The sequence below is a fragment of the Methylobacterium sp. DB0501 genome (assembly GCF_011043735.1).
GTDB classification, from domain to species: Bacteria; Pseudomonadota; Alphaproteobacteria; order Rhizobiales; family Beijerinckiaceae; genus Methylobacterium; species Methylobacterium alsaeris.
Window position 1 is genome coordinate 148,458 of the sequence record NZ_JAAKGV010000020.1, and the last position, 19,943, is coordinate 168,400.

The 19,943-nt window shown below is 62.3% G+C and carries 16 protein-coding genes and 3 pseudogenes; 8 read left to right on the forward strand and 11 right to left on the reverse strand.

Annotation, left to right across the window (positions count from 1 at the left end; all coding sequences use genetic code 11):
- Positions 1-6 precede the first annotated feature (6 nt).
- Both G4G93_RS26370 and G4G93_RS26375 read right to left on the reverse strand, forming a co-directional pair.
- Positions 7-378 carry a TIR domain-containing protein gene (locus G4G93_RS26370; RefSeq protein WP_048445560.1) on the reverse strand — a complete coding sequence of 124 codons (372 nt, stop codon included), beginning with the start codon at positions 376-378 and terminating at the stop codon, positions 7-9.
- A gap of 25 nt (positions 379-403) precedes the next feature.
- Positions 404-886: a toll/interleukin-1 receptor domain-containing protein gene (locus G4G93_RS26375; protein ID WP_048445559.1), complete on the reverse strand. Its 483-nt coding sequence runs from the start codon at positions 884-886 to the stop codon at positions 404-406.
- Positions 887-1,070: 184 nt separating this feature from the next.
- Here G4G93_RS26375 and G4G93_RS26380 point away from each other — a divergent pair, with 184 nt between their 5' ends.
- Entirely contained in the window at positions 1,071-1,694 is a 624-nt protein-coding gene (locus tag G4G93_RS26380) for a recombinase family protein (protein WP_083469290.1), read from the forward strand.
- A 158-nt stretch (positions 1,695-1,852) separates the two neighbouring features.
- Here the strand turns inward: G4G93_RS26380 and G4G93_RS26385 are convergent, their stop codons facing one another.
- The 3 genes and pseudogenes from G4G93_RS26385 to G4G93_RS36130 form a co-directional block, all read right to left on the reverse strand.
- Positions 1,853-2,134: a toxin-antitoxin system HicB family antitoxin gene (locus G4G93_RS26385; RefSeq protein ID WP_048445558.1), complete on the reverse strand. Its 282-nt coding sequence runs from the start codon at positions 2,132-2,134 to the stop codon at positions 1,853-1,855.
- A pseudogene (locus G4G93_RS26390) lies at positions 2,131-2,490 on the reverse strand (putative toxin-antitoxin system toxin component, PIN family); the annotation flags it as partial. The gene G4G93_RS26385 and the pseudogene G4G93_RS26390, both read right to left, overlap by 4 nt.
- A gap of 212 nt (positions 2,491-2,702) precedes the next feature.
- Positions 2,703-3,167 (reverse strand): annotated as a pseudogene (locus G4G93_RS36130) (hypothetical protein).
- A gap of 282 nt (positions 3,168-3,449) precedes the next feature.
- Between G4G93_RS36130 and G4G93_RS26400 the strand changes: the two are divergent.
- From G4G93_RS26400 to mobF, 4 genes and pseudogenes are all read left to right on the forward strand, one after another.
- A complete protein-coding gene (locus G4G93_RS26400; RefSeq protein ID WP_157080682.1) occupies positions 3,450-3,677 on the forward strand; it encodes a hypothetical protein in 228 nt (75 codons plus the stop codon).
- 574 nt (positions 3,678-4,251) lie between these two features.
- Positions 4,252-4,641, forward strand: a pseudogene (locus G4G93_RS36805) (type IV secretory system conjugative DNA transfer family protein); the annotation flags it as partial.
- A gap of 191 nt (positions 4,642-4,832) precedes the next feature.
- Complete coding sequence (locus G4G93_RS36140; RefSeq protein WP_232389507.1) at positions 4,833-4,979, forward strand: hypothetical protein; 147 nt, start codon at positions 4,833-4,835, stop codon at positions 4,977-4,979.
- Complete coding sequence (mobF, locus tag G4G93_RS26420) at positions 4,976-7,873, forward strand: MobF family relaxase (RefSeq protein WP_053080423.1); 2,898 nt, start codon at positions 4,976-4,978, stop codon at positions 7,871-7,873. Before G4G93_RS36140 ends, mobF begins: the two co-directional genes overlap by 4 nt.
- A 58-nt stretch (positions 7,874-7,931) precedes the next feature.
- Here the strand turns inward: mobF and G4G93_RS26425 are convergent, their stop codons facing one another.
- The 5 genes from G4G93_RS26425 to G4G93_RS26445 form a co-directional block, all read right to left on the reverse strand.
- Complete coding sequence (locus G4G93_RS26425) at positions 7,932-8,351, reverse strand: hypothetical protein (protein WP_157080681.1); 420 nt, start codon at positions 8,349-8,351, stop codon at positions 7,932-7,934.
- 246 nt (positions 8,352-8,597) lie between these two features.
- Positions 8,598-10,301, reverse strand: coding sequence for a TadE/TadG family type IV pilus assembly protein (locus G4G93_RS26430; RefSeq protein WP_083469289.1), 1,704 nt, complete (start codon positions 10,299-10,301; stop codon positions 8,598-8,600).
- Positions 10,285-10,911, reverse strand: coding sequence for a TadE/TadG family type IV pilus assembly protein (locus G4G93_RS26435; RefSeq protein ID WP_269154016.1), 627 nt, complete (start codon positions 10,909-10,911; stop codon positions 10,285-10,287). Before G4G93_RS26435 ends, G4G93_RS26430 begins: the two co-directional genes overlap by 17 nt.
- Entirely contained in the window at positions 10,905-11,651 is a 747-nt protein-coding gene (locus tag G4G93_RS26440; RefSeq protein ID WP_232389506.1) for a TadE/TadG family type IV pilus assembly protein, read from the reverse strand. The genes G4G93_RS26435 and G4G93_RS26440 overlap by 7 nt, the downstream gene beginning before the upstream one ends.
- Before the next feature lie 442 nt (positions 11,652-12,093).
- The gene (locus G4G93_RS26445; RefSeq protein WP_048445556.1) at positions 12,094-14,754 is read right to left on the reverse strand and encodes an MHYT domain-containing protein; all 2,661 of its coding nucleotides are present in this window, start codon (positions 14,752-14,754) and stop codon (positions 12,094-12,096) included.
- Positions 14,755-16,321: 1,567 nt separating this feature from the next.
- On the opposite strand from G4G93_RS26445, the gene G4G93_RS26450 reads away from it, so the two are divergent.
- Positions 16,322-17,794, forward strand: coding sequence for a methyl-accepting chemotaxis protein (locus G4G93_RS26450; RefSeq protein WP_048445554.1), 1,473 nt, complete (start codon positions 16,322-16,324; stop codon positions 17,792-17,794).
- 169 nt (positions 17,795-17,963) lie between these two features.
- On the forward strand, positions 17,964-18,752 hold the full coding sequence (locus G4G93_RS26455) for an EAL domain-containing protein (RefSeq protein ID WP_048445553.1): 789 nt from the start codon (positions 17,964-17,966) through the stop codon (positions 18,750-18,752).
- A gap of 32 nt (positions 18,753-18,784) precedes the next feature.
- Here G4G93_RS26455 and G4G93_RS26460 read toward each other — a convergent pair whose 3' ends face one another.
- Positions 18,785-19,258, reverse strand: a complete 474-nt coding sequence (locus G4G93_RS26460) for a PAS domain-containing protein (protein WP_048445552.1) — start codon at positions 19,256-19,258, stop codon at positions 18,785-18,787.
- Positions 19,259-19,485: 227 nt separating this feature from the next.
- On the opposite strand from G4G93_RS26460, the gene G4G93_RS26465 reads away from it, so the two are divergent.
- A complete protein-coding gene (locus G4G93_RS26465; protein WP_048445551.1) occupies positions 19,486-19,938 on the forward strand; it encodes a BLUF domain-containing protein in 453 nt (150 codons plus the stop codon).
- The last annotated feature ends 5 nt before the right edge of the window (positions 19,939-19,943 follow it).

Sequence of the window (19,943 nt, forward strand, 5' to 3'; positions counted from 1 at the left end):
ATGCCCTCACAGAGAGTCGATGAATGCGGCGATGTTGGCATCGCTCCAGACGACGGTCCTCACGCCAGCGATTTCGGTCCGGTCGCTGGCGTGGGCCCAGACGCCGATGATCTTCTTGCCTTCGTCCTTCGCGCAGGCGACCTCCCACCTCTGGCCGGTCGACTGCGGCGAGTTCCTGCTGACCAACACGATCAACCCATGGCAACGCCGTATCCGCGTGCGGACTTTGTCCTTCCAATCCGTTTCGTAGGCCTCCTTCACGGAAAGGTCGATAAACTTATATGGAGCCCGTGGATGCAGCGACTGACCTTTAAGAAAATCCCGCTGTCGTTCGTTCTCCATCGCGAATGCGACGAAGAAAATTTTCTTCGTTGACAAACTCTGCCTCCTGCCGCCCCGTTGTTTACCGCTGTCCAAGCGACGATTTTAGAGAGCTATGGAACGACCTGAAACCGCGCGACTGCGCCGTGCTCCCGTACCCTTGTTGCCGGTAAGTCTCGACGAGATGCTGCGCGCGCTTAGACTCCGTAATATATCTATCCAGGTCGGCCATGTTTTGAAGGTACGGCCATTTTTGAAGAAACTCAGGTACGGTCGCGCCGTCCGACACGAATGAGGCCAGGAAGCGCTCCTTCTCCGTGGCAACCCCGATTTCCCATGGCACCCACCACGACGCCCGAGTAATAGGACTGATAACGGCGAGCAACTGCGAGCATTCATCGAGGCGCATCCGTATATAATCAGCCAAATCTGGTCCGCTTTTACTTAACTGAGCATCGATGACGTCGATATACACGTCCAGGCCGCCCATCCGGAGACGGGCAGCTATGAGCGCGGCTCGCTCGGAGTCCTCTTGCTTATGTGAGACGAAGACCTTTGGCGTCATTCCTGGCCCCCTAGGAACATAATGGCAACATGGCAGAGCCAAGTCGAGCTGTCGAGTCAGGCGTCGCCTATCAGCATACCCTGTTGAGACAGATGCATGAGACAGCCTCGGCCGTCTCAACAGGGTTGCAAATCAGACCATGAGACAGGTAGAAGTGAGGCTCTAGATCCTGGCGAGACGAACAATGGGCAAAATCGGCTACGCGCGCGTCAGCACTACGGATCAGGACCTCTCCCTCCAGCTCGCCGCCCTCTCAGCCGCAGGATGCGGCGTCATCCGATCCGAGAAGATCACCGGATCCACCGTCACCGGACGCGCCGAGCTGCGTACCGTCCTCGACTTTATCGGCAACGGCGACACCCTCGTGGTCACCCGCATCGATCGCCTCGCCCGATCCCTCGGTGACCTCCAGGACATCGTCCGCGAGCTCAAGGCCAAGGGCGCCTCTCTCGTCGCCACCGAACAGCCGATCGATACTGGCACCGCCGCCGGCAAGGCCTTCCTCGACATGCTCGGGGTGTTCGCCGAGTTCGAGACCAACCTGCGGCGAGAGCGCCAGATGGAGGGGATCGCCAAGGCCAAAGCCGCCGGCATCTACAAGGGCGGCAAAACCCGGATCTCGGCTGACGAGGTGCGACGTCTGGCAGGGGAAGGTGTGGGTCCCTCAGCGATCGCCCGACAGCTGAGAATAGGCCGAGCCAGCGTCTATCGCCTGCTCGGCGCAAATAAGGTTGCGGCGACCCTGAATGGCTCATGCGATAGCCAAGGGAGAACCGAGGTCGATCTGGAAGAGGACCCTGACCTCTGAGGTGTCCCGGGATCCCAACCGTCCCTCCGTCCACCTCAGCGAGATCAGGGGCGAGAACGTGCTTCCGGCACTCGGCATGTCAGCATCCATGCCAACCAAGCACCTCGGCGTCACGCGCCAAGCCGCTCCGGCGATGCGCCTGTCGATCCCTTGGCCGCTCAGTGTCCGTCGATCGACCCGGGCTTCCATCCCTCCGGCAATTCATCACCGGGCTCCGGCGGGCAGTTGGGCACACGGGACAGGAAGGCGTCGAGCTCGTCGAGCGAATGGCCCTCTGCCCGCTGCTTGAAGAACTCGGCCGCCGTCTCGACGGCTCCGACTTTCTGGGCCACCGCCGTCGCAATCCACTGGTTCAGGCTCACGCCGTCCTCCTTGGCCAGTCGTGCCGCGGCCTGCTTGATCGAGGTGGGAAGCTTGAGCGGATAGGTAGCCTTGCTCATGATGCCAGCTCCTGCAGCAGCTCTGCCGGCCGCAGCACCCGCACACCGCAGCGCGGCGCAGCCGACACAAAATCACGAACGTTGTAGGTCACGAGCGCGTCAGCCCGGCCGTTGATGGCGGCCTCAAGCACCAGTTCGTCATCGGTGTCGCGCAGCTGCGGACGCCAGCGCAGGCGAACGTCCACCGGCTCGATCACCCCTGCGAGAGCGCCCAGGATCCGATCGACGTCGGCCAAACTCAGTCCTGACACCTCGCGCTGTCCCGGGCGCTTGAGTACCTCCTCGTACTCGAGGAGCAAACTCGTCGTGGCGAGTGGGACGACGCGCCGAAGGCGAACCGCTCGGAGGATCACGAAGCCCGCGCCCGCTTGGCTTCAAAACGCCGAGGCGATCACGGAGGTATCCAGTACGACCCGCAACATCTCACAATAATAACATCCCATGGGATATTAGGCGAGCCGTCCTCGTCGTAGAGGCGTGCGCGCGCTTGCTGGCATGGCCGGTAGGCAAGCCATCTTGAAGGTTGGTCGCGCCCTGACTCGGCCGCGGCGCCTGCGCCCTACCTTCGTCAATGACCCGGGGGCGTGGAAGAATGACGCCAGGCCACCGGGTACGGTCCCTGGAACAGGTCGCCCATAGCCTTTCGCTGGAACAGGGTGCGCCAGCGCCGGCGCTGATGCTCGTCGCGGTCGTGCAGCATATGGCAGCGCTGGCAGAACGCCGCCAGGTTGGTGTCCTGGTTGTTGGCGGTGTCGTGGTCGCGGTGGGCCGCCGCCAGCACCACCTTGGTGACCCGGACCCGAGCGAGCAGGTTTTCGTCGCGCAGCCGATGCCGGAGCCGACGACCCCGACCGTCGCGCCAACCCGAGATCTCGTCATCTCACCAGCGTCCATCGCCGAGATGAAAGACCCGCTGCAGGTGCGGGCGTGCGCATGCCTCGCATCGTCCTCGCGCCCGGCGGAAGCGGATTGCGTCGGAGAGCTGGGGCCAGTCGATGGGGTAGAAGAAGCGGTGCTCCGGCCGGATCGGCATTCATGCTCCCCGATCTACCGGTTTAACAAGGCCAAGGAGCCTATCACGCTCCAGGGTTAAGAGCTGCCTACTCACATCAGGCCTTCCGTTCGCTTCGACCGGAGATCCTCACCATTACCTTCACCTGGCGCCCGAGATCGATCGTGCCAAAACAGATTGATCTTCATGCTCGCATGTCGATCATCACGCAGACACGCATTCGATCAATTTTTACGTAAGCAGCTTGCGAAAATTGAATACCCACCATGAGACTGATCATGGGATCAGGAGATCGCGACGCGCATGACTCGATTTCCGCAAATCATAGAAAATAATATCGGCTATAGACTGCATGATGTTGATCAAAATACCGTTGCGAACACCTTGCAAGGGCGTGCTCAGCTGGTGGTCGACCTTCCACTTTCCACTGTCTTACCCTTTTTCCTGCGCGTGAGGAATGTCGATGCCGATAATATCATTGCCCGGCTGCCGGAAAAGGATCATCTGACCAAGATGGGCGCACAGCCGTGAGCCAAATCGGCAGCTTCTGGCGCGGCATCATCGTGTTCGTACTGACCATTGCATGCCTCGCCGTCTACTACCCGCTCGCCTTCGTCGTCCAACACGGGTTCGACCCGACCAGTTGGCACGACGCCCTGCTTCTTCCTCAGGGGTGGTTCGAGGACCTGCAGCACAAGGAGATCCTTCCCTGCATCGGCGTCTACGTCGACATGGTCCGTGGCGAGCACCGGGCCTTTGCCGATGGTGGCGTCGCTGCTATGGCGATCCTCGCACTCGGCGTGGTCGGCGGCGGCGGCTTCTTCGTTCTGAGTGCCCCGCGACCGGGATTGCGCGATCCCCGCACTGTCCTGGGCAGTGCCCGCTTCGCCAACGCCGCCGAGCGCGCCGCGATGGCTCGCGGCCTTGAGCTCGGCCTCGATCCGATCACCAGCCAACCTGTTCGGGTCCAGGTCGAAGGCAACCTCCTCTCCATCGCCCCGCCGCGCACCGGCAAGACCTCGGGCCTCATCATCCCCAACCTCGCCATGCCCCGGACCTCGGCGTCTGGGACGGGCCGGCCGTCGTCATCGACCCCAAGGGCGAGATCTATCGTGCCGTCGCCATCCGGCGCCGGCGCCTCGGCCGTACCGTGCGATGCCTCGATCCCTTCAACATCGTCGGGGGTAGCGACCGGTGGAACCCGCTCGCAACTCAACCCGCCAACGACCTGCTCTACCTCCAGCACCTCGCCCGCCTGCTGCTGCCAGGGTCCGCAGGCGCGAGCGAGAGCAGCCAGTTCTTCCGCAACCGCGCCGCCGTCCTCTTCCTCGGCGCCGTGCTCGCCGCCTTGCGCTCGGATCAGCGCACGCCGCTCGCTGCGGCCGGATACCTGAAGGACCTGCCCGCGCTCGCCGCCGCCCTGGGCAACGCCAACGATCTCGCGACGCGGGCCGTGCGGGCGTTCATCGCCAGCGAGGCCAAGAGCAAGGAGGATGTGATCTCGACCGCCGAGCAGGCCTTCGACTGGCTCCTCGACGAGCGCATGCAGCGCCTGACCGGCCAGCCACCCTCCCAGCCGCTCTCGCCGCCTCGCTCCGGAAGGAAGCCGCTCAGCGCGGCTGGACGCCCGAGAGCCTCGCCCGCGACTGCATCGACCAGTACCTTGAGGTTGCCCTGCGCCACCGCGTGGTGCTCGAGCGCATGGAGCAGGTCGACGCTGCCCTGCTGCAGCTCGCCCAGACCGTGGGTGAGATCGAGGCGGCGGCCGAGGCCGTCGAACCCGGTGCCCTGTGCCGCTACCGACCCGATCGCGATCCGGCCGGGACCCCGTGACTGCCTCGCTGCAGCGCCTGCGGCCCGGGCTCGAGGCGGCAGCCTATTATCTGACCCAGGCCCAGGACGAGGCCCGGCCAGACCGGCGCGAGGCCTACTACCAGGCCGAGGGCAGCGGGGTGTGGTGGTCGAGCGGCGGGAGCGTCGTGCGTCACGGTGCGGCGATCATCGGCGCCTCATTCCGCGACCTCTGCGCCGGTCTCGACCCGGGCACCGGCCGCCCTCTCGTGCGCGGGGCTGGCGTCGGTCACCATGCCGGAACCGATTGCACGATGACGTCCGGCAAATCCGTGAGCGCGCTTTGGGCGGCGGGAGATGCGGATCAGCGCGCCTTGATCGAGCAGGCGCACCGGGCAGCGGTTGATGCGGCCCTACGGTTCATCGAACGCGAGGGCCTGATCGTGGTGCGCACCGGCGCCGGCGGGCGCGAGCACCGCCGTCCCGCTGATTTGATCGCGGCGACTTTCGACCACTACACCACCCGCGAGGGCGATCCTAATCTACACACGCACTGCGTGTTGCTGAATGTCGCAGGCAATCCAGGGGAGAGCAGCGGCCGCTACAAGTCGTTGCGCCACCTCACGACCGACCCCGCCCGGCTGTTCGAGCAGCAGCGTGGCGTGGGCGCCGCCTACCGGGCGGCCCTGGCCGAGCAGCTGCATGCCCAGTTCGGGTGGCGCTTCCGTCCGGCCGGCAACGGACAGTGGGAGGTGGCGGGGGTCGCCGAGAGGGTGCTGGAGACGTTCTCGAAGCGCTCCGCCCAGATCCGGGAGCGGGTCGGCTCCGAGGCGACGAGCGCCCAGCGCGAGGTCGCGGCCCTGGCCACGCGGCGAGCCAAGGACCTCTTGCCGAGCGGTGTCGAGCTAGAGGCGCGTTGGCAACGCGAGCTGGTCGAGCTCGGAACGGATCTCTGGCGAAGTGCCCGTGAGGCAGCCCGGGATCCCGAACTCGCGCAGCAGATCGAGCCGAAGCACGATCTCGTGTTCGATCCGCCTGAGATCTCTGGCGCCACGCCAGTCGCCCGAGCTGCCTCGAGACTGCTGCGGCACGAGAACGTGATCACCCGGGCGGCATTGCTGCAGGCCAGCCTCGAGGAGGCAAGCCTGCACGGGCTCGGCATCGGAGCCGTCGAGGCTGAACTCGCGCGACTCGAGCTCGAAGGCACGCTGGTGCGCCTGTCCTCCGCGGCGCTCGAGCCGAGCCAAGGGGCGTGCTGGACCACGCCTGGCATCGCGGCCTGCGAGGCGGCCCTGCTGCGCGCTGCCGAGCGACCGCGGGAGAGAGTGTGGATCAGCCCTGAGACGGTCGCTGCGGCCCTCGAACAGGCTCCCCAGATCGCGCCCGAGCAGGCCGAGGCGGTGCGCCTGGCAGCTGGTATGGACGGGGTGTCGCTGATCGAAGCGGGCGCGGGTACGGGGAAGACCACCACGGCTCGCGTTCTGGTGGAGGCTGCCAGGATTGCTGGACTGAAGGTTGTTGGTTTGGCGCCGTCCTGGGTGGCGGCCGATGAGCTTTCGCGCAGCACCGGTATTCCCGCAAGAGCCATCGCGCGCTGGCGCTACGATCAGGCCCGCGGCCCGGCAGCCCTGGCGGACCGTGACGCGGCTCTCGGAGCCGACAGCCTGGTTCTGGTCGACGAGGCCGGGATGGTCGGCACGCGCGACCTCGAGGCCGTGCTGAGCGCGGCGCACGCTGCGAGCGCCAAGGTGGTATTGTTGGGCGATCGCCGCCAGCTTGCGTCGGTGGCCGGGGCGAGCGCGCTGCGGGCGGTGGCGGAGGTATGCGGTCGCCAAGCCATACTGGGGCAGGTGCGGCGCCAGCAGGTGCCGTGGCAGCGGGCAGCCTCGGAGCTAATGGCGCGGGGCGAGACCGAGGCGGGACTGCGCGCCTACGCGGGACGAGGCTGCGTCGAGCTGGTCTCTGGAGCTGAGGCGGCGCAGGCGCGGGTCATCGCGCTGTGGCGCGAGCTGCGCGGGCGGCACGGTGAGGACGTGCTGATCGTGACCCGCCGCAACCGTGATGCGGCGGCGCTAAACCGACTTGCGCGGGAGGTGCTGCGGGCCGAGAGGCGGCTCGGGCCCGATCTGGTCGAGGTGAGCGCGGTCGACCGCGAGGATCGGCGGGTGGTGCTGCCGCTGGCGGTAGGTGACCGGTTGCGGTTTGGCGAGACGCTGCCTGAGCTCGGGGTGCGCAATGGTAACCGGGCAGAGGTGCAGGAAGTGACGGTCGCGGCCGACGGCCAGGTGCGGCTGCGCCTGGAACTGGAGGACGGGCGGGTCCTGGAGGAGGCTTGGGAACGGCTGGCCCGCGCGCCACGGTTCGGTCCGCGCCGACCCCCGCGGATCACGCCTGCGCTGGCCGGCACGGCGCACGCGGCCCAAGGTCGGACCAGCGCCGCGGCGGTCCTGTACGTGGGCAGCTCCGCCGACGCACGTGAGACGTACGTAGGTCTGACTCGCCACCGGCAAGAGGCCCACGTGGTCGTGGAGCGGAATCGTCTCGACGCGCTGTGCCGACAGCGACAGGCGGATGCGCGACTCGCCCCAACGGAGTCGATGCTGCTTGAGCGGCTGTTCGCGGAGGCTGGACGCTACCGGGAGAAGGCGAACGTGTCCGACTACGTAGTCGACCGCCTCGCGTTCGTGCGAAGCGGGGTGGTCGATCTACGAGAGGCAGAGATTGGGCTCGGGATCGGACGAGCCGTTGCTGCGGCGCGCGCGCTGGCGCATGCCTTGCGCCGGATCGACCTGATGCCGCGGCGCGGAGAGCTGTTCCCTCAGCTTATGGCCTGGCGGCACAATCCCCAGAGAGTACAGCAAGGATTGGAGCGGGCACCCACGAGTCCTGCATTCGCTCTTGAGGCCCAAGCCAGGGATGTCACGCCTGAGCGTTAGCACGATCAATCCATATTTGAACGGCTTATATAATATTTATAGATTGATTGGGACTCGACTATACTATGACAGCATTTTTTATGGTTGTACGCTGCTTTTCATATTGAGATCGCCATTCAGAATTGAGCATATCGTTGAATACGCTATTGTGCTTCTGTAAAAGTCGAGCAAATTCAGCGGCATGATTGCACCCAAAAGTACTCTGTTCCACTGCAAGGCGGAAGCGGATATTTCGCTCTTCTATGTCAAGGCTATCTATGCGGTCAATGTTCTGTTGTGTGATTTGTTGCCTAAATGCATTGTATTTATTGCTATCGTTTTGACTTTTCTCATCATCATGGTTCGCGCCCACTTTGTATTCTGGAGCGTTATTATTTATTTTATCAAATTGTGTGCGAATAAAATGTGATACGCCTGCGGCCGCGAATTCTTTGAGACGGTTAAGTTCATTTTGTTCTGAGTTAACCTGCTTTGACATGATGGGTCTCACAAAAATTGGCCTACACAACGCCACAGTGGACGATATTATGTAATATATATTGCATAGATTGCATAAAATAATATGTTTGTTCTCAACGCTACGGATATAATCTGAAGTGGCTCCGTACATATCGTCGTCAAACAACAGGATCATGGAATTATCAAAGTCTCATTCTAGCATGATTATATTCGTATAAATTTGTAAAATCATGCTATAATTCTTAATACACAAATACGTATTTTATTATTTTGTCAGCCGCAACTTGCCGATATTTGCGGCTATCTGGTTGAACGCCGCGATGAGGCTGCCAGAGTCATTAGCCTGGAAATACTGGCTTGGAGATGATGCACAGTCCTTGAGTAGGTTTATGCCCTGCTGATCAATCGGATCCGACGAAACGCTGAATCCGATCGTATAGATCGTGATGTTGGCCGGACTTGCCTTGGCATTCGTACAACCTTGCCGCGTTAACTCGTCAAGGGCTTTACGCGCTTGAGTGCCGTTCGCTACGTTCTGGTAGCTTGACGGAAAATGAATGTCTGGATCACTGCCGTCGACGTTAATAAAATATCGATTTGACGAGAAAATCGATCTATTGTACGAAGAACTATTATCTAACCAAGTATTGGCGCCATCAGTCATTAAAACTATTATCTTACCGACTGTGTCGCTGCCGTACGATGTTCCGTCTGCAAAAACGCTTTTCGGAGAGATCGTGCGCCAGCCCCACATCAGCCCCTCATGAATGTTGGTAATGCCAGCGGCTACCATATTTTCTATTAGTGTATTAAGTACCACACTATCTCTCGTCAGGCGTTGTAGTGGCTGAGTCGTGCAGCCGAAATTTGGTCCGTTCTTTCCTAGCTCTGCTATCACAGCACCAACTTTAGGGTTGCGCACAGTGTTGTACTTGCAGGCGCGCCCCTCAGCGATCGCGAATGAAGTGTTGGAGGCTAGTTTCGGGCAGGATCCGCTCGTTGACCCGTCATCGTCATCGATATAGCTGTTAATGCTGTAGCTGCCGTTCCAATACGAGTTACCGACCAAGCCAGGACCACCTTCATCCGGTGCCAAGTACGGCATGTAGAGCGACGCATTGCCGTTAGTAGACATGTCGGTCACATTCTGAGGGTAAGGCAGCGACTCGAAGCAGCCGGCCCATTTCCAACTCGGCACAGCAGCCTGGAGCTTCGCATATACATCGAACCGGCTAGTGAACCCCGCTGCTGCCATACCGGAAAAATTTCCCCAGTGATAAGGTGATTGCCCCTGTGTATCAACCCAACTCGAGTAGCGGTACGTATTCGGATCGACCGCTACCGAAGCAGAAAAGGGAATGATAGCAATCTTTGTACCTGCGGCAAAACTAGGATTACTGAGCACATAGCTGACAAATTTCTTAGCAGCATTTTTAAGGGCAGTCAGCTTGGTAACACCGTCGTTACCAGCACTATTCATAGACCCAGTATTGTCAAGGACGATCGCAATTTCGAATGCCTTTGGGACGGGTGTGGCGCATTGCGCTTGCGCACTGAGGTTGAGTGAACGAGTGCCGGTAATTGTACCGAAAAATGCAGTCGAAATCTTGCGGGTTTTCAAAAAAATTTGACGCGGGTTGCTGGTAATCGTCAGAGGGTCGACGACGAGGCCGGCGGCGCCCATTTGGCCGGTCATCGCCGACACGGCGAGCGCGTTGAGTTCTGTGCTTGTCGCAGTCAGGGGCGTCTGGCACAACAGGATCGCGGCTGCGTCGGTCGCAGCCTGCAACTTGGTCTCAAGCCGCGTCGCCATACCGTAATCGAGGGCTGCGCCGGACATCATTAGCATCGGCAGAAGCAGGAAGGCAAACAAAATCGTGATGTTGCCATCCTGATGACCCAGGAAGCGATCCCAGAGGCGTGAACGCGGTCGCGGCGTCGTAGCTGAACAGTCAGGGTGCTGAACCATCGCAGGTCTTCTGGTTTGTGCCAGGTAGGACGATCTCGGCGAAGGTGTTGGTGCCATAGGTCTGACCGCCCCGTATCGGCCATGGGACGCTCGCCGACAATGTGATTTTGTCACTGACGCCATTAACGAATTTGACCAAAGCTCCGCCGAGTATCGGCTTGTAGCTTCCGCTGACCTCAACCAGGACGTAACGCATGCCCTGGGTGCGGTAGCCGTCTGGCACTATCAGGTCGGTAGCCGGGCCGACCGCCCGGGCGCTTGCGCTCGCCGAGGCTGTCGACGAGCAGACTTGCGGTACGAGGTTGAGCCGCGTGATATCGACGCCCATCGCGCTCACCGCGACCGTCACGCCAGAGGCATCGAACGGGCGCATCACCTGCGGGGCGATGGCGAAGATGTCGCTCATGAGCGTGGCGGTAAGTGGGTTCTGAGCGTCACCCTGCGAAGCGAGGTCGGCAACAGTGCGGGCGAGCAGCGTGATCTTGCGCCACATGTCGGTGGCACGGGACAGCTCCAGCATGCCGGCAAGCATCATCAGCAGGACGGGCAGCAGCATGGCGAATTCGATCGCGGCAGTACCGCGTCGGTCTCTGAAGAAGGGCCTCAGCACGCAGCAGCTCCCGTCATCTGGTAAGGCTCGGTGCGGAAGACAGCTGTCGAGGTTAGTAGACTGAACCCGTTTTCGGCGCCGCTAGTGAACTGCCGGGTGTCGAGGCCGAGAAGGTTGAAGAAAGTTGGGAAGGGGACTGCGGCTGTGACCATCACGATCGTTCCCGGCTTAGCACAGGCGTAGTTCGTTCCAAAACTAGAGGTCCAGGTGCCGGAACTGGTATTGATTGGCTTCGGCGGGGTGGCTCCCGCGAAACTGTTGACGGTACTTACGTCGAATTTTACATTGCGGCAGTTGAACACCACCGGAGTCGTTGCTGTGGTAGGGCCGCACATCGTAGTCTTTAGAAGGCTAAGCAAGGTCGCGGCGTCAGTTTGACTGGCATTCGCGAGCTGAAACTGTCCAGTGAAGATCGTGCGCACGGTGTTCTGAAGGGCGCGTTCGAAATTTTGGGCGGCCCAGATCTGGAAAGCGACTTGTAAGATCGCTCCGACGAGACCAAGGAATGGCATCGCCACGATCGCGAATTCGACTGCCACGCTCCCCCGGCAATCGGTGATGAAGATGCCGCCAGCCGCGCATTCAGAGTGCTTTACACTCGATCGTGTGCGGCACTGATCCGGCTGTCGATCTACCGATAAACAAACAAAGTTGGCCGGTTGTTTAATGAATTTGCCGATCAAGAGAAGTCGTGAGAAGAACAAAGTCTGAAAAAATGCGGATTGTAAGCTCGGCATCATGATCTATCGCACATTAATTAAATTATCATTTTAAGATATGTTAATACGAAAAAATTTAAAGATAAGTAAACGATAAACTTTTTGCATGCCCACATCGAGCAAATTGTGGACAATCATAGCTTGCCAACAGCGGCGCAGCTTAGCGATGAATTTGGTGTACGTGTATGCGTTACCAGAGAATGTCGTGGTTCACCTCTTCTTGTGGCCTATAATTAGGATCATCACCTTCGATTGCTACGGCACGCTCGTGCAGTGATATGAGATGTTATACCCTCGCGCCTTGGCATTGACGGGTCGACGCCAAGGCGTCCGGCGCACCAGCGCCGACGCCCGTTCGGGCTTAGCCAGCTCCTTCGCCCGGACCATCGACCATCGTCGGTTCGCCCCGCTTTGCCGCCGTCGAGGGCCGGCATGTCGGCGATGCCTGTCGAGAGAGTGCCTCTCATCGTCGCGGCAGCTCGTCCTGCAGGACCACCTCCTCGGCATCCGCGTGGCGATTGTCGAGCTTGCGCAGCTCGGTGGCGATGTCCTGCAGGCTGGCCTCGCCCTTGCGCAGGACCCGGTCGGCCTCGGACAGGCGATCGCGTTCCGCCGCGGTGATGCTGCGGGCGCTGAGCACCACCACGGGGACATCGGCGCAGCCGGGCAGGCCCCGCAACCGGTCGAGGAACGAGAACCCGTCCATCACCGGCATGGTCAGGTCGAGGAGCACGAGCCGCGGCACGCCGCGTCGGACCTCGTCGAGTGCCTCGTGCCCGTCCCCGGCCTCGCGGACGGTCCAGCCGTTGCGCTCCAGAACCGTCCGGAGGCGGTGGCGCATGTCGGTGTCATCGTCGACCACGAGGACATCGCCGTCCGCGGTCCGGAACTGGTCCAGGATCGTTCGAATGCGCGTCCAGTCCACCGGCTTCGGCACGGCCTCGACCGCTCCGAGAGAGGCGCCGAGCGACGCGTCGGCGACGAAGCTGACCATGATCACCGGGATGCCGGCGGTCTCCGGCGTCGCCTTCAGGGCGGCGAGCACCGACCAGCCGTCCATCTCCGGCATCATCACGTCGAGGAGGATCGCCCGCGGCTGGAGCGACGTCGCGAGATCGAGGCCGGTACGCCCGTCCCCGGCGGTGCGGACGGCGAAACGCTGGCGTTCGAGGAACCGGGTCATCAGCTCGCGCTGGCTCGCTTCGTCGTCGATCACCAAAACGAGGTCGTTCGACGTCGCCTGGTTCTCAGGAGCTGCCAGCGCCGCTTCGCCGGCCCGCTCCGGAGCGACTGCCGGAACGCGAAGGGTAAAGCGCGTGCCCTCGCCCTCGACGCTCTCGACCGTGATGTCGCCGCCGAGCAGCTGGGCGAAGGCGCGGCTGAGCGCCAGCCCGAGGCCGGTCCCGCCGTAGTTGCGCGTCGTGCTCTCGTCGGCCTGGGTGAAGCGCTCGAACAGGCGGCCGACCTGCTCCGGGCTCATGCCGATGCCGGTATCCTGGACCGTGAACCAGAGCCATTCGCCATGCCCGTCGCTCTCGCGGCCGGCTCGGAGGGTGATGGTCCCTCTCTCGGTGAACTTCGTCGCGTTCGAGAGCAGGTTGAACAGGCACTGGCGTAGCTTCACCGCGTCCGTCCGCGCCCGCCCGGCATCGCCGACGACGTCGAGGACCAGGACGTTGCCCTTCTTCGCCACGAGGGCGTCGACGGTGCCCGCGGCATCGGTGACGAAGGCGGCGACGTCGATGTCCTCGGCGTAGAGTTCCATCTTCTCGGCCTCGACCTTCGACAGGTCGAGCACGTCGTTGATCAGGCCGAGCAGATGCTGGGCGTTCGACTTGATCTTGCCCAGGTCCTTCAAGAGGCTGTCCTGCCCGAGATCCTCGGCCTCTTCCTCCAGCATCTCCGAGTAGCCGATGACCGCCGAGAGCGGCGTGCGCAGCTCATGGCTCATGTTGGCGAGGAAGCGGCTCTTGGCGCGGCTGTGCTCCTCGGCGGCATCCCGCGCCTCCCTCAGGGCCGTCTCGTAGGCGTGGCGCCCGGTCACGTCCGTGTGCACGCCGACCCACTCCCGGACCGCCCCGTCGGCATCGCGCACGGGGACGGCGCGTACGGAATAGTGCCGCCATGACCCGTGCGGCGAGCGGACTCGGTGCTCGACGACGTAGGGCGTCCCGCTCCGGACCGCCTCGCCCCAGACGCGCCGCGTCTCGGCCAGGTCCTCCGGATGGATCGCGGCCGACCAGCCGCCGCCGCGGTACTCGTCGAAGGTCTGGCCGGAGACCGTCTCCCAGCCGGGCTGCTCCTCGACGAGGTTGCCGGCGGCGTCGGCCGTCCACATCACCCCGTCCACCGCCCGCACGGCTGCGCGGAAGCGCTCCTCGCTGACGTGCAGGCGCCGTTGCGCTCGGCGCTGGTCGAAGGAACTCGCCACCATGGCGAGGAACAGGACGACGAAGGTTACGCCGGCCACCGCCAGGGCCAGGTTCTGCTGGTTCACGCCGAGCGCGGCCGCGTGCGCGGAGTGAGCGCCCGCCTCCTCGGCGGTGAAGGTCGCCGCCGCCATGCCGGTGTAGTGCATCCCGGCAACCGCGAGCCCCATCACGCCCGCCGCGGCGAGCTTCTGCCACGGCGTATTGCGGCGAAACGTCAGCCACAGGGCGGCGGTCGCTGCCGTGACCGCGATGGCGACGGAGGCCGCGACGATGGCCGGATCGTAGGCGAGGTTGCCCGGCACCCGCATCGCGGCCATGCCGGTATAGTGCATCGCCGCCACCCCGAGGCCCATCAGCGGCCCTGCGACCAGCAGCGACGGGACGTCGGTGCCTCGGCGCGCGACCCAGGTGAGGGCGGCGGCCGTCGAGCCGATGGCGATGAACAGGGACAGGAGGGTCGGGCCGAGATCGTAGGCGGCGGGCATTCCCATCTCGAAGGCCAGCATGCCGATGAAGTGCATCGACCAGATGCCGCCGCCCATGGCGACCGCCGCACCCGCGCCCCAGACCCAGCGCGGCCCGGCGTCCCGACTCCGGACCCGGGCGCCGAGGTCGAGCGCGGCGTAGGACGCGAACACCGCGATGACGATGGAGAGTGCCACGAAGGCGGGGTCGTAGCCGGTATGGACCATGGAATTTCCGCTGGGGTACGACGAGGCCAGCCCACGGACATGCATCGGCGCTGGATCGGACGCCTCTTCGTGAACGCGATATCGGTGCGTCATGCTAACTGGGGCGCGGGTTCATGCCCTCAAGATGGCTCGGACGCAAATCCGCCCCAACGGGTGCCCGGACCATCAGCAGCGACGCTCACGTCGCGGACTTCCATACCGCGGGGTTTCGGCAGGCGGCCGAACACGCTGCCCGGCATCGTCTCCTCGCGAGAGCCTGATCGACTGGCCGGGCCGAATTCATACGAGATCCTGTACTTGAGCCGATCGATTGCTTCGCGATGCGGATTTCGGCTTCGCTCAGGCGTGTGGAGCCGTCGGCTCCACCGCGCGGGCTCGTGATACCGTTTCCGGCAAGTCCGTCCGAAGGCGCGGCGATATTACTGCGCGAGATCGCGGCGACGCTGGCGACGCATGGGCGGGATGAGGCAGCACAACGGCACGACCGACGCTTGACCATCCCCTACCAGAGTGACGAGCCGGCCGGCGCGGTGCAAGGTCGAGCATGACCCGGGCGCGCCTTTCCGGCAGTCCGGCTCTACTGTGCTGGTTTGCACAGGCATGCTCCGTACAGGAACACCGGCGTCAGACGAGGCGTTGAGCTGCCTCAAGCTCGATCACCCCTCGCAAGTCGCTACCTCCAGTCTACATCATGCCCAACGCCCGCACCATCGGGGCACTCGTCAGGAGTGGGATCGTCACGGACGCGCAGGTGGATGCAGCTGCCTTGGCCTACCTGGCCGGGCCAACTGCGGGTTCGTGCAAGATGGCGCCCGGGATCTTCCTCGACGTTGCCGCGGCCGTTGAGGAGAACCAATGGGCTAGGATTTTCGTCACAGTGCCAGGCTTCTCGTTCGAGCAGAGGCGGATGGCAGTCCGAACGGCCATCCTGCTGGCGCGGCCTGGGTAACTCTCGCAGGCCGTCACCTTGCAACCCGCACACCAGCCCCTCCGAGCAATTCAGTGCGTGAGATGTGGTTTGGTTTTTTCTTCTATTTGTCATTTATGTGTTCTATATTGAAACTCCAGTAGTCCCTAGTGGTCAGTCCAAATGTATCATAACCGAAGGAGGGCAGCACGAAAAAGTCTCTCTCGGCGGCCGCCGGCGAGGATAAAGGTGTGAACGAAGGAGATCTGTTGGCTGTCAACGGGAAGGCACCAGAGTGGTTCCTATTCAATTCAACCTGGTGCCCGTGTACCTATTTCAAGGTATAAGAGCAAACCCGAACTCTTCGCATCATGGATCCTGTGACTCCAATCGGTCGTGAAGGGGTTCCACGGATTCCGAGCTTGGCAGTTTAACCGTTAGTAGTTTTGTTCTATTTAAAACCCCTTTTGTTCCAAATCGAGATAAGTCGAACACTGCCACGTCCAGCGATTTGAAACACGACCAAGTCACATGATGTAACCTCAAAGACATAAGATTGTCCAGGGATGCCGCAGAGCAGATTTAACTGTTGTTTTAATCTCAGCCAATAAACATCCCGCTTCTCGCAGCGCTATTGTCGCTGCAGGCGAGGACGCGTCCATGTCACTGTTTCGGTCCGGGCTGCGCGCCCTCATCGACGCTATCAATCGCTCGCGGGCATGCCTCGAACTCAGCCTCGACGGCACCATCCAGAACGCCAACAGGAACTTTCTCGCGCTCGTCGGCTACAGCCTAGAGGAGCTGGTCGGCAAGTCGCACAGCATGCTAGTGCCCACTGCCGAGCGCGAGGGTACTAAGGCGGAGGCGTTCTGGGCCAGTCTGCGCGCAGGCGAGCCGCAGACTCGCGAGTTCAAGCGACTCGCTAAAGGCGGCCAGGAGATCTGGGTCCTCGCCTCTTACAATCCTGTGCTCGGGCGCAATGGCAAACCGATGCACATCGTTGTCTACGCATCTGACATCACAGCGCAGAAGACGCGCAGCATTGACACTGAGGGACAGGTTGCAGCTCTGCATCGCTCGCAAGCCGTGATTGCCTTCACTCCGGACGGCACCATCCTTGATGCCAACACCAATTTCCTCTCTGTTGTCGCCTATGAGCTGAATAAGATCCAGGGCCAGCACCACCGGATTTTCGTCGATCCAGTGGAGCGAGAGAGCGCAGCCTATCGCGAGTTTTGGGCCGCGCTTGGTCGCGGCGAGTATCAGGCCGGCGAGTACCGGCGCCTCGCTAAGGGCAACCGCGAGGTGTTCATCCAGGCCACCTACAACCCGATCCGTGACGATGACGGGCGCCTGGTCAAAGTGGTGAAGTTCGCCACCGACGTGACAGGGCAGGTGCATGAACGCCGGCGCCGCGCTGAGAAAGCTCACGCCATCAGCGAGGACCTGAACGCGATCAGCGAGGCTGTGCACGGTGTGACGACACAAACGGTGGCCGCTGCCCGCACAGTCCACCAGGTCTCTAGCGACATTCAGGCTGTGGCCTCGGGCGCGGAAGAGTTGTCCGCCTCCGTGTCCGAGATCAGCCATCAGGTGCAGCACGCCTCGCAGATCGCCGCGCAGGCCGTCACGCAGGCGCAGGAGACCGGCACGATCGTGTCGGGCCTGAGCCAGCAAGCCTCGCGCATCGGCGAGGTGGTTGCCTTGATCCAGGCTATCGCGAGCCAAACGAACTTGCTGGCGCTGAACGCCACCATTGAGGCGGCACGCGCGGGCGAGGCCGGGCGCGGCTTTGCGGTGGTGGCTCAGGAGGTCAAGCAGCTCGCCGAGCAGACCAGCAAGGCGACCGACCAAATCCGGCAGCAGATTGGCGCGACACAAGGGGCGACCCAGCAGGCAGTCGACGCAATCCGCGCGATCCAGGGCACGATCCGCACCCTCGATCAGGTCGCGACGGCGATTGCTGCGGCGGTCGAGGAGCAGGCGGCGGTCACGCACGAGATGTCAGCCTCGATGCAAACCGCCTCGCGCGGGGCCAACAGCCTGGCCGGGAGCATGGAGGCGATCGCCCAGGCAGCGGAGCAGGTTGACCGCTCCACGGCTAACGTGCGGGAGGCATCTGCAGCGGCCTGAAGGTTTGACAACGGCGTGCCACAACGGGATCCGCTGGCGTCGAGATCTCGGCGCTGGTTGCTCAATTCACGACGTCCGCGAGGCGCCGATCGCACACGCGGGCCTGAAACTTCGCAGAAGCTTTACTCCCGGCCAGTAGCGTTGCCGTGCAACGGCAGAGGCTACGACGATGAGCAAAACGGGATGTCAGGGCTGCAGGGATGGCGCGCCCCTACCGTTCGGCTTCACAATGGCTTTTCAGCCGATCATTGATGTCTCCCGCGACAGAGTCTGGGGCTATGAAGCCTTGGTTCGGGGAGAAGCAGGCGAGGGTGCGGGTTGGGTCCTCGGACAGGTCAACGAGAGCAACCGCTACAAGTTCGATCAGGCCTGTCGCGTGCGCGCGATCGAACTCGCCGGAGCCTTGTTCCCTGATACAGAGACCAGGTTATCTATCAACTTCATGCCCAATGCCGTCTACGAGCCGGCTGCCTGTATCCGCGCGACGCTGGAAGCGGCACGCCGCGTTGGTTTTTCTCACCAGCAAATCATGTTCGAGTTCACCGAGAACGAGCGCATGGCCGATGTGGGCCATGTGCAGCGGATCATCACAGAGTACCGCAAGCACGGGTTCTCGACCGCGCTAGATGACTTCGGTGCAGGCTACGCCGGATTAAACTTGCTTGCGAGCTTCCAGCCCGACCTGATCAAGCTGGACATGGAATTGATCCGTGGTGTTGCTCAGTCGCCGGCGCGTCAGATCATCATCGCCTGCGTGACCACCATGGCGAGGGAGCTGGGCGTGACGGTGCTGGCCGAGGGCGTCGAGACCGAGGCCGAACTGATGGCGCTGCGCGCGGCGGGCATCGACTTGTTTCAGGGCTACCTGTTCGCCAAGCCAGCACTCGCGGCTCTGCCCGCTGTTCGGTGTATGAGTGACAGCGTCTCCGTTACAGCCGTGGAGCCGCAGGCGGCTTGAAGCTGTCGCTCGCATCGAAAGGTACACGCCTCTCAAGCAAAGAGGGCGGGCGCACCACACATCCCGCCCACATCGAAGGTCTCAGGAACGATAGGGCGGTAGCGTCCATGTGGGTCGCGCGACGGCCTGCCTCGACGGCGCACCACCTCTCGCTCAAACGCGAGAAACGCTAGGGGCTTGCCACCTCCGTCGAGGATCGGCCGCACGTCGATCTCACACAGGTAGGCTTCACCCGAGCTGCGGTAGTTCTGCAGAACGCCATGAAACCGGCCTTCTGCGCGTAGTTTGCGTGCGATCATGCGGGTTTGCTGCATGCTGGTCCCCGGTCCCTGTAACAGCCTGGGCGAGGCTCCGAGCATCTCCGCAGCGGCGTAACCGCTCATGCGTGCGAACGCCGGATTGGTGTAAAGGATCGTTGGGCCAGGACGCTCCAGATCAATGTCGGTCATGACGATCGCCGTGCTGAGCGGCTCAGCGAACAGCCTGACGAGATCTACAATGGTCACAGCCCGGCGCCTCCTGTCGCACGAATTTAGGTAATTCAGAATTCGTTAAGTCTTTCTTTCCAGAACGAGTTCCGTCGCGCCTGACACCTAGGGTCTTATTCATATATTATTAGTAGGTTGTCGAGCATATTCCGACAGTCAAGTGTAAGGGACCACCACGTAAATGGCGTTGGCCACACTGTATCACTTGATAATCAGCCCGACATCAGTAGCAAGGCACCAAGTCGATGATCCACCAGCTCGTCTACTACAGCCGCAACACGGTGTCGGGTGGCGACCGCGCCATGCTGACGAACATGCGCGAGATCCTCTCCGTGTCTCAGCGCAACAACAGCCGCGATGGGATCACGGGCTTCCTGATCTTTGACAAAACCTGGTTCGTGCAGGTCCTGGAGGGCGAGCGCGCCAAGGTGATGGAGACTTACAACCGGATCGGTTGGGATAATCGGCACTCGGCAGCAACGATCATTAATGTACGTGACGTTCAGGGCAGGCTGTTTCCGAACTGGACCATGGGTGGGGCGATGCGCACGCCCGAGGTACAGGAAGTCTACCTGCAGCACGGGTTCGGCGGTCCGCTGGAGCCTAGCCGCCTCAAGTCTGAGCAGATCATTGGCCTCGCGCTGGATCTCCAAGAATTTGAGGTGAGCCGTCGTCAGGGACAAAAGCTCGCCAGTTGACGTAA